Raw genomic sequence first — 13,591 nt, 5'->3', positions numbered from 1 at the left:
TTTTCAAAATCCGGCACTATTTGCGGTAGCAGTGGTTTCCGAGGCCCGTTGAGTGGTACATGGACCAGGCACAGCGAAATCATGTCTACCGACCTTTTGATGACCGTTGCCTGTCTGGCCTGTGCGATCGCGATGTTTCTGATCGGCCGGCCCCGTTCGGACGCGGTGGCGCTCATCATGATCGTTGCGCTGTCGCTCTCGGGCATCGTGAGCGTCAACGAGGCGCTGGCCGGTTTCTCCGACCCGAACATCGTTCTCATCGCGGCCCTCTTCGTGCTCGGCGACGGCCTCGCGCGCACGGGCGTCGCCCAGCGCGTGGGCGACTACCTCATCGCGCGCGGCGGGTCCAGCGAGCGCCGCCTCGTCGTGTTGATCATGGCCGTTGTCGGCGTCATGGGCTCGGTCATGAGTTCGACGGCCGTCGTGGCAATCTTCATTCCCATCGTCATCCGCATTGCGCGGCAGTCGGGCGTGTCGCGCGCGCGCATGCTCATGCCGGTCAGCATGGCCGCGCTCACGAGCGGCATGCTCACGCTCGTCGCCACGACGCCGAATCTCGTCATCAACAGCGCGCTTGTCTATCACGGCTACCAGGGCTTCAGTTTTTTCGCCATCACGCCGCTGGGCCTGCCGATTCTCGCCGCGAGCATTGGCTGGATGCTGTTCGCAAGGCGCTTTCTGAACGGCACCAGCGGCGCAGAGGCGACCACGCGCCCGTCGCTGAACGACTGGGTCGCGCGCTATTCGCTCGAAGGGCGCGCATTTCGCCTGGAGGTGGGCGCGGATTCCCCGCTCGTGGGGCAGACGCTCGGGCACACCGGGCTCGACGACGACCCCGTGGCGCACGTCGTCGCGATCGAGCGGCGCACGCGCATGGGCGCGACGGTGCTGCCCGCGACGGCGGACAGCAGCATCGCGCCCGGCGACGTGCTGTTGCTCGACGTGGAGTCCGCGAGCTTCGACGTGGAGGCGTTTTGCGTGCGCTATGCGCTCGCGGTGCGTCGCATGTCGGGCGCGTACTTCACGGACCAGACCCACGACGTGGGTATGGCCGAGGTCATCGTGCCGCCGGACTCGTCGCTCGTGGGCAACGTCGCGCGCAGTTCCGCCGCGCTGCGCCGGCATGGCGTGACGGTCGTCGGCCTGCGCCGTGCCGACGCCGCGCTCGAGCAGGATCTGCAGGCCACGCAGCTGAAGGTGGGCGATACGCTGCTGGTGGTGGGGCCGTGGATCGACATCTTCTCGATGCAGTCCGTCGAGCGCGATATCGTGTGTCTCGCCATGCCGGTCGAAAGCGACGCCTACGTGCCCGTGCCGCACAAGGCGCTGCATGCGCTCGCCATCATGGCGCTCGTCATCGCGATGATGCTCACGTCACGCGTGCCGAACGTGCTGGCGGGCCTGATCGGGTGTCTGCTGATGGGCGCGTTCGGCTGCGTGAGCCTCGACAGCGCGTATCGTGCGATTCACTGGCGCAGCCTCGTGCTGATCGTGGGAATGCTGCCGTTTTCCATCGCGCTGCAACGCACGGGCGGCATCGACATTGCCGCCGACGCCGTGCTGCGTGTGGCCGGCAACTGGGGCGCGCATGGCCTGCTGGGCGCTGTTTTCCTGCTGACGCTCGTGATCGGCACCGTGATTTCCGGCACGGCGACGGCGGTGCTGATGGCGCCCGTGGTGCTTGCGATGGCGGCGCACCTGCATGCATCACCGTATCCGTTCGCCATGACGACGGCGGTTGCTGCATCTGCGGCCTATATGTCGCCGATATCGACGCCTGTGAATGCGCTCGTCAGCACGGCGGGTGGTTATCGGTTTCGGGAATTCTTCAAGGTGGGCTCGCCGGCCGCGCTCGGGGCGCTCGTGATCACCGTACTGCTGGTACCGCTCATCTGGCCGGTTTTCCCGCGCTAGCGTGAGGAAAGGCCGGCCCCCCGTTTGCGAGGCGTTGACCGGAGATGGCGAATTTCTTGACGGGAGCATCGGCCCTTCGCTGGATCAAGCGGCTTTTCCTTTTCGTGCTGATCGCTTTCGTGTGCATTGCCGGCGTGCGGTTATACGACGCGCAGCGCAAGGCGCCGTTGAGCCTGTGGCACACGTACGTGCCGGAAGACATGCACGCGCACGAAATCGATCATGCGACGTGGGAGGAATACATCGCGAACGAGAATCGCCTGTTCGACTCGGTCAAGAAGAACGTGACGGACAAACTGCCGGCAAACGAACGCGTTCCCGCCAACCGCTATTTCTCGGGCAGCCCGATTTATCCCGGACACTTTCGCACCGACTGGAACCGCTCGTACACACTCATGCCGCAGGGCTCGCCGCGCGGCGTGGCCGTGATGCTGCATGGGCTGACCGATTCACCATACAGCCTGCGGCACATCGCGCAGCGCTATCAGCAAGATGGATTCGCCGTGGTGGGGGTGCGCTTGCCGGGCCACGGCACCGTGCCCGCCGGGCTGACCGAAGTGACGGCCGAAGACTGGGAGGCGGCCACCCGCCTCGCCGTGCGCGAAGCGCGGCGCCTCGTGCCGTCGCCGTCGCCCCTGCATATCGTGGGGTATTCGAACGGCGGCGCGCTCGCACTGCAATACTCGCTCGAGGCGCTGGATGACCCGAGCCTGCCGAAAGCGGATCGCCTGATCCTGCTTTCGCCGATGATCGGCATTACGGCCTTCGCGCGCTTTGCGGGGCTCGCGGCATTGCCCGCGATCCTGCCTGCGTTTGCGAAAGCCGCGTGGCTCGACATCGTGCCGGAATTCAATCCGTTCAAGTACAACTCGTTTCCGGTGAACGGCGCGCGCCAGTCGTGGCGGGTCACGCGCAAGATCCAGCAGGAAGTGGCGGACGCGGCGCGCAACGGCAAACTGGCCGCGCTGCCGCCCACGCTCGCATTCCAGTCCGTACTCGACTCCACGGTACGCACGAGCGCGATCATCAGTTCGTTGTATTCGCAACTGCCTGCCAATGGCAGTGAGCTTGTGCTGTTCGACATCAACCGCACAGCGCAATGGAGCCCGTTGCTGCACGCTTCGATGCGTGACGCGCTGCGACGCCTCTCGCCAGTGCCGCCGCTGCGCTACCGGTTGACCGTGCTCACCAACGCCTCCGCCACCTCGCCGCAAGTGGTCGAAGAGAGCACGGCGCCGAACGACACTACGGCGAAAGTCGAACCCACGGGGCTCGACTATCCACCTGACGTCTATTCGCTTTCACACATCGCCCTGCCGTTTCCGGTGACCGATTCGCTCTACGGCCGCACGCCCGATCCCAACGACGACATGGGCATCCACCTGGGCGCCCAATCCGTTCGCGGCGAAACCGGGGCGCTGATCGTCGGGGCGGGGTTCCTCACGCGGCTCTCGTGGAACCCCTTCTACGGGTACATCGTCGAGCGCATCGACGACCTGGCGAGCCGCGGGCCGTGATCGCGTGGTCGGCACGCGCTGGGCCCGGCCTGAGGCTTATGCGCGCGGCGCGAGTTCGACTTTCGCGGTCATCTGCTCGCCGTCGCGCGCAACGACGATCGACACGTTGCTGCGTGCCCGCGCGATCATGCTTTGCAACTGGTCGACGTTGTCCACCTCGATGCCGTTGACCGCGACGATCACGTCGCCGGCGGTGATGCCAGCCGCCTTTGCCGGACCGCCGGCTTTCACGACGAGCACGCCGCCGTCCACGCCGACTTGCTGCGCTTCGTCGCTGGTCAGCGCTCGCACGGCCACGCCAAGACGTGGATGCGAATTGCGGGCCAGCGTACTGCCGTTGCCGCCGCCCTGCACGATCTGATCCTTGATGTGCATGGCTTCGTCGATGGGAATGGCGAACGAGAGGCCCTGGAAGCCGCCCGTGCGCGAATAGATCATCGAATTGATGCCGATGACTTCGCCGTTCAGGTTGAAGAGCGGGCCGCCCGAATTGCCCGGGTTGACGGGCACGTCGGTCTGGATGAGGTGCGTCGGGCTATCTTCCGAGAGTTGGCGCGACTTCGCGCTGATGATGCCCGAGGTCACGGTGTTGTCGAGACCGTAAGGCGAGCCGATCGCGACGACCCAGTCGCCCACCTTGCTGTTCGCCGGATTGCCGATCTTCACCGTCGGGAAGCCCGTACCGGCGATCTTCAGCACGGCCACGTCGCCCGCCTTGTCGGTGCCGATGACGCGCGCGGGGAACTTGCGGCCGTCGGTGAGCTTGACCGTCACGTCGTCCGCGCCTTCGACGACGTGATTGTTCGTCAGGATGTAGCCATCCTGGCTCACGATGAAGCCCGATCCCAAGGCGCCCGAGTGACCGTCTTCGGAGTCCGGGTTTTCCTTGACGACCTCGACATGGACCACAGCCGGACCGTACTGCGAGACGATCGCCGAGAAGTTCGGCGCCGTGCCCTTGACGTCGTCTGTCTTGGGCGCGGGTGCCGACAACGTCGTTTTCGTGATGCCGCTTTCGTCCGCACTGGCGCGCTCGTGGCTAACGACCCAGGCGCCGGCAAGCGCCACCGCTACACCGGCGATCAGGCCCCGGCGCCGATATTTGATGGTACTCATTGCTATGGTCTTCGAAGTGGTTGGTGAAGGTGCGCGTAAGGTACTTTTTGCTGCTTAAACGTGACTTAAAGGAAAGAAGGATCTTTTGACCGCTCGAAGAGTCGATGTGCGTGCAACGAAAATGGGGGCGCGGTTAATTGGACGTGGTCCGGAATCCAGCCAGCGCGCAAGTCTTCTTCAAAGCGGCTAGTCTTTCGAAGTAGCGCCCGATCGCGCCCCGAAGACGCATTATTGGGGCCGGATAAAACGCGGCGGGACGTTGATGGCTTGCTAACGTCTCATCAACGCAACGTGGTTCGTCATCCAAAGCATCTCCATGAAACAGGATCTCGTCACGTTCACCTGCGTGGTCGTCATCGCCGTCATCACAGGATGGGTGCTATATATCGGGCGGCCTGTGCTGGTGCCGATCGCATTCGCGATCATCACGTCGTACGTGATCTACGGGCTCGCCGAAATCCTGCGGCGCGTGCCTCACGTGGGCAAGCGCATTCGCACGGGCGTGCGCTACTGGAGCGCCGCCGCGCTCATACTCGTCGCCGTGTGGCTCGCAACCGAACTGCTGCTATCCGACACGGACCGCATGCTTGCCGTGGCGCCCAAGTACGAAGCCACGCTGCTCGCGTTGCTCACCAAAATCACCGCGCTGTTTCATCTGGAAACCGAAGCTTCGTGGGCGGCATTCCGGCGCGAGTTGCTCGCGACCGTCAACGTACAGTCGCTTCTCACCTCGCTCCTCGGCTCGCTCTCTTCGATCATGGCAACGACGCTCGTCGTTTTGCTGTACACGGCGTTCTTCATGATCGAGATGGGGCGGTTCCGCCGCAAGCTCTCTGCTGTCATGCGCGGCAAGGCGGACATGGAGCCTGTGATCGACGCCATCAACGCGAAGATCGGCACGTATCTGGCGTTGAAAGCGCTGCTCGGCGTGGTGCTCGGCATTCTCAGCTGGATCTGCATGCATCTGGTCGGGCTGGAGTTCGCACCGCTCATTGCCATTCTCATCGTGTTGCTCAACTTCGTGCCGTATGCGGGCTCGCTCATCTCCGTTGCGCTTCCCGCCTTGCTCGCCGCGCTTCAATTTGGTCAGTGGAACGAAGCGATAACATTGCTCATTGCACTTTCGGCGATCAACTTCGTGATGGGCAACGTGCTTGACCCGTGGTTGATGGCGGGTTCGCTGAACCTGAGTCCCGCGGTCATCCTCATGAGCCTCGCCGCGTGGACGGCGATCTGGGGCATTCCCGGCGCATTTCTCGCCGTGCCGGGGACCGTGGCGCTCACGATTATCTTTTCCGCGTTCAGCTCCACGCGGCCGCTGGCGTTGCTGTTGACGAAGGATGATGTAGTCAGGCATGCAGAGTAAATGCGTGACTTACTTTCACAGGTGAACTATGGCTTCCAGAATGAACCGCCGCGGCAACGCAATCGGCCCGGTTTCCGCGTGCCTGTGCGACAAGGCGCTCGCAGCGTTCGCGAATCGCCGCATCAGCGCCGATCTTGCCCGGCGCGGCTTTTTGATCGGCATGGGCGCATCCTTGTTGAGCGCGGTCCTGCCTGAGTTCAGCCGTGCGCAGCAGCCCGGCGCCGCGGCGCCCGCCCAGCCCACGACGTTCACGAACTTTCGCCTGTTCGACGGCAAGTCGGCCGCGCTTCAGGACGGCATGTATCTGGTGGTCGATGGCAACCGCATCTCGCAGTTGCGCCGGGGCTCGCCTGACGCGCAGAACGCGTCGGGCGGCCGCGTGATCGACTGCGGCGGCAAGGTGATGATGCCTGGCCTCATCGACATGCACTGGCATTCGCTGCTCGCCGCGCTCCCTATCGCCGCCATCTTGCAGTCCGACTTGAGTTTCGTGTACCTGGCCGCGGGCGCCGAGGCACAGCGCACGCTTTTGCGCGGATTCACGACCATTCGCGATGTTGGGGGGCCCGCGTTCGCCTTGAAGCAGGCCATCGACGCCGGCATGCTGAGTGGCCCACGCATTTATCCCTGCGGCGCGATGATTACCACGACGGGCGGACATGGGGATTTTCGTCTGCTGACGGATGTGCCGCGCACGAGCAGCCAGATCAGCGAGGTCGAGCGAACCGGCGCTGCCGCCATTGCAGATACGGCTGACGAAGTGCGCCTGCGTGTGCGCGAGCAGTTCATGCTGGGCGCTACGCAGATCAAGATCGTGGGTTGCGGCGGCGTTTCCACGCCGCGCAGTCCGCTCGACATGCTCACGTTCACCGAGCCGCAACTGAAAGCCGCGGTGGAAACGGCATCCGACTGGGGTACCTACGTGCTCGTGCATGCATACACGCCCGAAGCGGTGAAGCGTTGCGTGGCCGCCGGCGCGCAATGCGTCGAGCACGGACACCTCATCGACGACCGGAGCGCCGAAATTCTGGCGAAGAACGGCACATGGTTGAGCACGCAACCGTTTACCAGCGAAGAGGATGTAGCGCCGATGGCGCCGTCGAGCCGCGAGAAGTTTCTCGAGGTGACCGCCGGGACCGACAACATGTACAAGCTCGCGCGCAAGCACGGGCTCAAGGTGGCGTTCGGCACGGATCTGCTCTTCTCGCAGGCGCTGGCCACGCGGCAAGGCACGATGCTTGGGCACATGACGCGCTGGTATTCGAACGCCGAGGCGTTGCGCATGGCCACTGCCACGAATGGGCAATTGCTCGCGCTGGCGGGCGAGCGTAACCCGTATCCGCACAAGCTTGGCGTGCTGGAAGAGGGGGCGTATGCGGATCTGCTGATCGTGGCTGGCGACCCGCTCCAGGATATGACTCTGCTAGCCAACCCCGATCAGAACCTGAACCTGATCATGAAGGATGGGCGCGTTTTCAAGGATGCGCTGAAGGCGTGATGCTGCGGGGCAGGGGGCTTGCGTTCGATCCCCTGTAATCGAAGCTCCGGTAGCCGCGAGCGCGTTGCGAAAACGCCCCGCGCATCGCGTATCAGTCACACGATTTCTGTATCAAGATGTCACGACGTGGGGCACCATCAAGTGGCCACATTGGCCTGCGTGGCGCAGCCATCATGGCATGGCCATACAACCCGCTACAGGGGTCGAAATCCCGCCTGTCAAAATCCGCCATCTGGCCGATTCCGCCGGTTGAACTTCGCGGCGAAGTAGCCCATATTCAAAACGACTATTTGTTACAACCGTCCAACGATCCGCGAAATACAGTAGGGACTTCAGCGACTACGTCGAATCCGTGCCGCCTGGTTGCCTCCGCTGCGACGCGCACCAGCCGCCGGTAGCCAACCCGAAACCATCCTTCAAAGCTTCCATGCCTGCAATGTTCAACGAACCTGGCCGAGCCACGTCTGGTCCGTGGGGATGTCCATACTGCGGGACCGGTTTTAATGCGCCACTGATGATTTGCCCTCAGTGCGGCGCGAAGCAACTTTCCGCTGGCCCGCGCATGTCGCCGGCAAGCGAATCCGCCGCGCCCGAATGGCACGATGGTTTCGCGCGCCATGCGCGCGCGGACTGGAAACCTCCGTCGTTCAGTTTCAGCGGTGCGCCCCGCGACAGCGATTACGAACTACGCGATGAAGCGCCCGCGGCGCCACGCTCGTGGTTGCCTTTCTATGCTATCGGCAGCGTGGTTTCGATCGCGTTCCTGCTGACCGCGTACGTCATTTCGCATCGAGTCGAGCGGGAGCCGACACCGGGCGCCCAGATCGTCGAGGGAGCGATCCTCGGGCCGAAGCCCACATCAGCCGTGCACGACACGAAGCTGCGCACGTTGCGCAGCGCACCGCCGGTAGCCGTCGCGCAGTTGCCGCCGCCGGTCGCGAGCGTGCCATCTGCTCCGGTTGCCAGTGTGCCGCCGCGGCCTGCCGTGAGCGCGCCGTCGCCCGTAGTGGCGCATGTCGCGCCGCCGGCCATGACCGCACAAGCGCCACTGCCACATCAAGCGCCGCAGCCGCGTACCGCAATGGCGCAGACCGTGCCGCCGAGCGTCGCCGCGCGAAAGAACAGTGCCGACGAGCGCGCACTCGCTGCCGCGAAGATCAAGGCAGAAAAGGCCAGCGAAGAGAAGGCCAACGCAGCGAAGGCCTCCGCCTATGCGCGCGCCGACGTCGCGCGCAATCTGGCAAGCGCGCGTGCGAGCCTCGACAAGAACAGCCTTGGGCCTGCGCGCAGCGCGATCAATTCCGCGCTCGCGGAGCAACCGGGCAACGGCACCGCGCTGCAAATGCAGGCCGAATTGACTTCGCGCGAAGATCAGCGCGATTCGTTACTTGGCTACGCACGGCTGTGCGCCCGCGATGGGCGATGGGTGTGCGCCTGGCATAACGCGGGGCACGCATTGACGGTCGATTCATCGAGCGGCGAAGCGCGGGAGATCCTCTCGCGTTCGATCGCGGCCCAGGGCGCGGGCAATATGGCTCAGGGCGCGGGTATCGCGCCCACGATGAGGCAGGTGGATTCGGGTCCGCCGGGTCCGCCGATCGATCCCAACTGACGACTTTCGCAGCATAGGCCCGGGTGCGTGACGCCAGTCATGCACCCGGACTAGCTGCGTACCGCGCGGTGCTCGCCGGGTTGTTCGCTGTGGTGCTCAACCAGCCAGTTGCTGAAGTTGCGAACGCGTAGTGTGTCCTGCACTTCGGGCCGCACATCGAGCCAGTATCCCGAAGGCCCCACCACTTCCACCTCGCTCAGTTGTACGAGCGTGCCGTTCGCCAGTTCGGGCGCGATCATGTGCCGGTCGGCCACGGCAATGCCGAGACCGGCCACTGCCGCGTGTATCACCTGATCGAGCGTGCTGAACTCCAGTTCCCCGCGCGGCGCGATCTGCACGTCGAGCGCCGCGGCTTCGAGCCACGCTTCCCAGACCAGCAGGCGCCGGTCGATATCGAGGATATAGAGCCACGGATGCTGCGCGAGGATCTCGCGCAGCGCGTATTGATCGGCGGCGGCCTGGCTGAACTCGCGCGCCGAGCCGACGAGCACGTGACGCTCGCGCATGAGCAGCGTGCTCTGGCCGCCCGGCAGCGGTTCCATGCCGAAGCGGATCTGGCAATCCTCGTTGCGCTCCGTGCCGTGCAGCGGCCCGTATTCGTTGGTGATGGAGATGCGCAGATCAGGGTGGCGCAGCTGGAAGTTGCGCAGGCGCGGCGTAAGCCAGCGCGTGGCGAGCGTGGGCGCGGCGTTCAGACTGAGCAGGCTGTTCGATGGATCGGCGCGAATCGTGTCGAGCGTGTGGGCGATGCTGTCGAACGCGGCCTGGAGCGTAGGCAGCAGACGCTTGCCCGCAGCCGTGATTTCGAGCCGGTGATGATGCCGCATGAAGAGCGGCGTGCCGAGATAGTCTTCGAGCAGGCGAATCTGGCGGCTGATCGCCCCCTGCGTCACGTGCAGGTTCTGCGCGGCCCGGGTGAAGCTGAGCGTGCGGCTCGCCTCCTCGAAAGAGCGCAGTGCCGATAAAGAGGGAAGGCGGCGCATGCAAACCTCGCGATGCAAGAGCGCCGGCGCATGTTCACTCGCGCCGGCGCGTTTTCAGTGATAAGGACTACGATAAAACTGTTAGAACGCGTGCGTGATACCCACGCGGGCAACGGCCTGGTTGTCGGTGCCCGAGGGGTTGAATCCCGTGATCTGCGCGTTTTCTGCCGCGCCAGCCGCGTGCTGGTACACGCCCATCGCATAGACCGACGTGCGCTTGGACAGCGAGTACTGGCCGATCAGGTTGACCTGGTGATACTTCGGCGAGCTGTCGGTGGCGTGGTCCTGGCCCACCGTATAGGTGTAGCCCGCGCCCACCGTGAAGGCGGGTGTGACCGCATAGGTGCCGGCCACTTCGAAGTTCTGGAAGTGCAGGTCGCCGCTGCCGGTGGCCGAAGAGAAGTCCACGTTCGAGTAGTTCGTCATCAGCTTGAGGCTGCCGATCACATACGACGCGCCGGCCGAGAGGATGCCCTGGTAGCGCGCGTTAGCGAGCGCGTCGCCGAACACCGAGTTGACGAAGCTGCCGCCGCTGCCATAACCGGCAACCGCCGTGATCGGATCGTTCACGCGCAGGTAGCCAACGCCCGCGCTGAACGAGCCGAGCGTGTAGGCCGCCGCCGCGCTATACGAGGCGTTGTTCGAGAACTGGCCCGCCTGGCCGCCAAACGAGTAGTGGCCTTCGAACTGGAAGCCGGCGAGCACGGGGCTCACGTATTTCACGGCGTTGTTGACAGGGAACCCGTTGTCGAGGTTGTCCATGTCGTTCGGGTGTGCGAAATACCAGCCGCCGTAGTTGCCGTTGAGCGAATACGGTTCGATCAGATCGACGGTGGCGTCCCATTGCTTGCCGAAGGTGACCTGGCCGTATTGATCCGACTTGAAGCCGACATAAGCGTTACGCGAAAACGCGAGACCGCCGCCGAGTCCTCCCGTCGCGGCATTGAAGCCGCTTTCGAGCCGGAAGATCGCGGAGTAGCCGCCGCCCAGGTCTTCGGAGCCGCGCAGACCCCAGCGGCTGCCAGCGGGCACGCCGCTTTGCATCTGAACGAGCTTGCTGCCAGTGCCCGGCACGAGTTGCCCGTTCGCCCCGTTCGCCACATTGCTGGCATAGTCCACGCCAAGGTCGATGAGGCCGTACAGCGTCACGCTGCTTTGCGCGTGCGCGCCGGCTGCGGCGAGCGCCAGCGGCAGCGCCGCGAGAATCTTCTTCTTCATTTAAGTATCCTTATCATGCAGCCGCGTTGCGCGGCTGCCGTCTTCTGACCGGTATCCGGTTGATATCGTTTATCTGATGCAGCGCATTGGACTTACGCGCCGAGCGACTTCTGCACCTTTGCCGCTACATCTGCAGGCACCCAGGTCTTCCACATCTCAGGGTGCTGCTTGAGGAACTTGAGCGCTTCGTCCTGTGCATCGACCTTATGCTCGGTCATGTCGAGGATCGTCGTGTTCAGGAAGTCGATGGGCAAGCTCACCTTCGAGAAGAAGGCCATCACGTCGGGCTCAGCCTGATAGAACGGTGTCGAAACGCCGATCTTCAGCTGCGACACCAGATACGACGAGGCGCATTGCTGCGCGCTGTTGGCGTCGCGCAGCGTCTTCCAGCACGCTTCGTTGAATGGCGGCATTTTGAGCTGAACGAACTTGTACTTCGCCATCAGCGCGGCCGGCTCCCAGTAGTAGGTGAGAATCGGCTTGCCGCGCGCGTAGGCCGAGGAGATGGCCGCGTCGAGCGCCGCGCCCGTGCCGGGGCGGAAGTTCGTGTAGGTGTCGTCGAGCTTGAGCAGCTTGAGCAAGCGCGTATTCACGCGCTCGCAGTCCCAGCCCGAGGGGCAGTTGAGGAAGCGGCCGCGATCGGGTTCCTCGTCGTCCACGAAAAGGCCCTTGTATTTGGGCAGATCGCTCACGGATTGAAGGTCGGGCGCGCTCGCCTTGATGCCGCGCTGCGCGTCGCCGTGCACCACATAGTCGGGCACGTACCAGCCTTCCTTCGTGCCGCCCGGCAGCGTGTCGCCCACGAGCTTGACCGAGCCCGCCTTGACCGCGCCCGCGATGATCTCCGAACGGCCCGTCCACTGCTCGGCCCAGACCTGCAGATCGTTGCGCGAGAGCGCCGTTTCGGTCGCCGCGGTGCTGCCGGGAACGGTGTCGGTCTGGCAGCTATAGCCGTTCTTGAGGATGTAGCGCAGCACTTCGCTCGTGAAGTTGCCGCTTTCCCACGTGATGCCCGCGAAGCGCACGGGCTTGCCGCTGCTGCACCAGGTGCCGGCGGCGTGCGCAGGCAGGGCGGCGAGCGCGAGCGGCGCCGCGAGGCAGGCCGCGCGTAAGAGGGACGTCAAGCTTTTCATTGCGTGTCTCCGTTTTATTGAAATGTTTTGGAATGCTTCATATATGGGCTGGCACCTCGCCGGTGCCATGCCCCGTCATGCTTCAGTCGTAACGGCTGTCGTGTGCGCGTGTGGCGGCGAGCATGGCTTCGTCGAGTTCGATGCCAAGGCCCGGCGCATCGCTGAGCTCGATCCAGCCATTCGCGTCGATGTCGATCACGTGCTTGATTGGGAAGTCGCGCCGCGCAGGCGTCCATTCGGGCGGGTCGTACGGAAACTCGACGAACGGCGCTTGCGCGGCGCCCGCCACGACATGCAGGTTCGCCGCGAGGCCAATGCCGTTGCCCCACGTATGCGGCGTGAACACCTTGCCGTGCGCTTCGATTTGCGCCGCGAGCCGTCGCGCGCCTTCCATGCCAAGCGTGCAGACGACATCAGGCTGATAGACATCGAGACAGTCGTGCGCGAGGAGCGCCGCGAATTCGTGCGCGTCGCGCGTCATCTCGCCGCCTGCGATACGGATGCCGAGTCCTTCCACTTGCTTGCGCAACTGCGCGTGGCCGGCGTAGTCGCCGCGATGCAGCGGTTCTTCGACCCAGTACACGCGATACTTTTCGATTTGCCGGATCACGGCGAGTGCTTCGTCGGCGCGCCACGGCGCCTGGGTGTCCCAGGGCATGCGCCAGCCCTGGTTGCAATCGACCATGAGTTCGATGGCGTCGCCCGCGGCTTCGCGCACGGCCGCGAGCGCGGCGAGATCGTCGGCCAAAGTCGGTCGGCCAAAGCGCACCTTGAGCGCCGGGAAGCCGCGCGCGACGGCATGCTCGGCCCACTGCGCCATGCCTTCGAGCGTGCGATGCACGCCTGAAGACGCATACGCGCGCACCCGCCTCGAACGGCCGCCGGCCATTTGCCAGCAAGGCTCGCCGCGAATTTTGCCGGCGAGGTCCCAAAGCGCGACGTCGAGCGGCCAAAGGCGGCCTGCGTGGAAGCTGAGGTTGTCGAGCACTGCGGAGTGCCGCGCCAGATCGAGCGGGTCTGCGCCGATGAAAAGGTCGCGGTAGTCGTCGAACCCGTACATGGCGTCGCCGGAGCCGATGCCCACGCGGCCTTCGTCGTCTTCCACGCGCACAATCGTCGCCGGGAAGGCGTGCCGCGGGCGGCTGTCCCACGAGGCGGGGAACGGCGGGTCGAGCGGCAGCCGGTGCTGGCTCACGGTGATGCGGGCGATGCGGTTCGTCATGGCGCGTGGCGC

Annotated in this window: 9 protein-coding genes and 1 pseudogene; 5 read left to right on the top strand and 5 right to left on the bottom strand. The window is 64.6% G+C overall.

Annotation, left to right across the window (positions count from 1 at the left end):
- Positions 1–81: 81 nt before the first annotated feature.
- Both L0U83_RS28120 and L0U83_RS28115 read left to right on the top strand, forming a co-directional pair.
- The gene (locus L0U83_RS28120; RefSeq protein WP_233887417.1) at positions 82–1,914 is read left to right on the top strand and encodes an SLC13 family permease; all 1,833 of its coding nucleotides are present in this window, start codon (positions 82–84) and stop codon (positions 1,912–1,914) included.
- Between the two features lie 44 nt (positions 1,915–1,958).
- Positions 1,959–3,431: an alpha/beta hydrolase gene (locus L0U83_RS28115; protein WP_233887416.1), complete on the top strand. Its 1,473-nt coding sequence runs from the start codon at positions 1,959–1,961 to the stop codon at positions 3,429–3,431.
- Positions 3,432–3,488: 57 nt separating this feature from the next.
- Here L0U83_RS28115 and L0U83_RS28110 read toward each other — a convergent pair.
- Positions 3,489–4,547 (bottom strand): annotated as a pseudogene (locus L0U83_RS28110) (S1C family serine protease); the annotation flags it as partial.
- Positions 4,548–4,863: 316 nt separating this feature from the next.
- On the opposite strand from L0U83_RS28110, the gene L0U83_RS28105 reads away from it, so the two are divergent.
- The 3 genes from L0U83_RS28105 (at position 4,864) to L0U83_RS28095 (ending at position 9,023) form a co-directional block, all read left to right on the top strand.
- Positions 4,864–5,913: an AI-2E family transporter gene (locus L0U83_RS28105; RefSeq protein WP_233887415.1), complete on the top strand. Its 1,050-nt coding sequence runs from the start codon at positions 4,864–4,866 to the stop codon at positions 5,911–5,913.
- Between the two features lie 28 nt (positions 5,914–5,941).
- Complete coding sequence (locus L0U83_RS28100) at positions 5,942–7,411, top strand: metal-dependent hydrolase family protein (RefSeq protein ID WP_233887414.1); 1,470 nt, start codon at positions 5,942–5,944, stop codon at positions 7,409–7,411.
- Positions 7,412–7,925: 514 nt separating this feature from the next.
- Positions 7,926–9,023, top strand: a complete 1,098-nt coding sequence (locus L0U83_RS28095) for a hypothetical protein (RefSeq protein ID WP_233887413.1) — start codon at positions 7,926–7,928, stop codon at positions 9,021–9,023.
- Positions 9,024–9,073: 50 nt separating this feature from the next.
- Here L0U83_RS28095 and L0U83_RS28090 read toward each other — a convergent pair whose 3' ends face one another.
- The 4 genes from L0U83_RS28090 to L0U83_RS28075 all read right to left on the bottom strand — a co-directional run bounded on the left by L0U83_RS28090 (position 9,074) and on the right by L0U83_RS28075 (position 13,579).
- The gene (locus L0U83_RS28090; RefSeq protein WP_233887412.1) at positions 9,074–10,006 is read right to left on the bottom strand and encodes a LysR substrate-binding domain-containing protein; all 933 of its coding nucleotides are present in this window, start codon (positions 10,004–10,006) and stop codon (positions 9,074–9,076) included.
- A gap of 81 nt (positions 10,007–10,087) precedes the next feature.
- Positions 10,088–11,224: a porin gene (locus L0U83_RS28085; protein ID WP_233887411.1), complete on the bottom strand. Its 1,137-nt coding sequence runs from the start codon at positions 11,222–11,224 to the stop codon at positions 10,088–10,090.
- A gap of 92 nt (positions 11,225–11,316) precedes the next feature.
- Positions 11,317–12,357: an ABC transporter substrate-binding protein gene (locus tag L0U83_RS28080; RefSeq protein WP_233887410.1), complete on the bottom strand. Its 1,041-nt coding sequence runs from the start codon at positions 12,355–12,357 to the stop codon at positions 11,317–11,319.
- An 82-nt stretch (positions 12,358–12,439) separates the two neighbouring features.
- Positions 12,440–13,579 carry a mandelate racemase/muconate lactonizing enzyme family protein gene (locus L0U83_RS28075; protein WP_233887409.1) on the bottom strand — a complete coding sequence of 380 codons (1,140 nt, stop codon included), beginning with the start codon at positions 13,577–13,579 and terminating at the stop codon, positions 12,440–12,442.
- Positions 13,580–13,591 lie beyond the last annotated feature (12 nt).

This window comes from Paraburkholderia flagellata (assembly GCF_021390645.1).
Taxonomy (GTDB): Bacteria; Pseudomonadota; Gammaproteobacteria; order Burkholderiales; family Burkholderiaceae; genus Paraburkholderia; species Paraburkholderia flagellata.
This window is presented reverse-complemented; position numbering and strand designations above follow the sequence as displayed.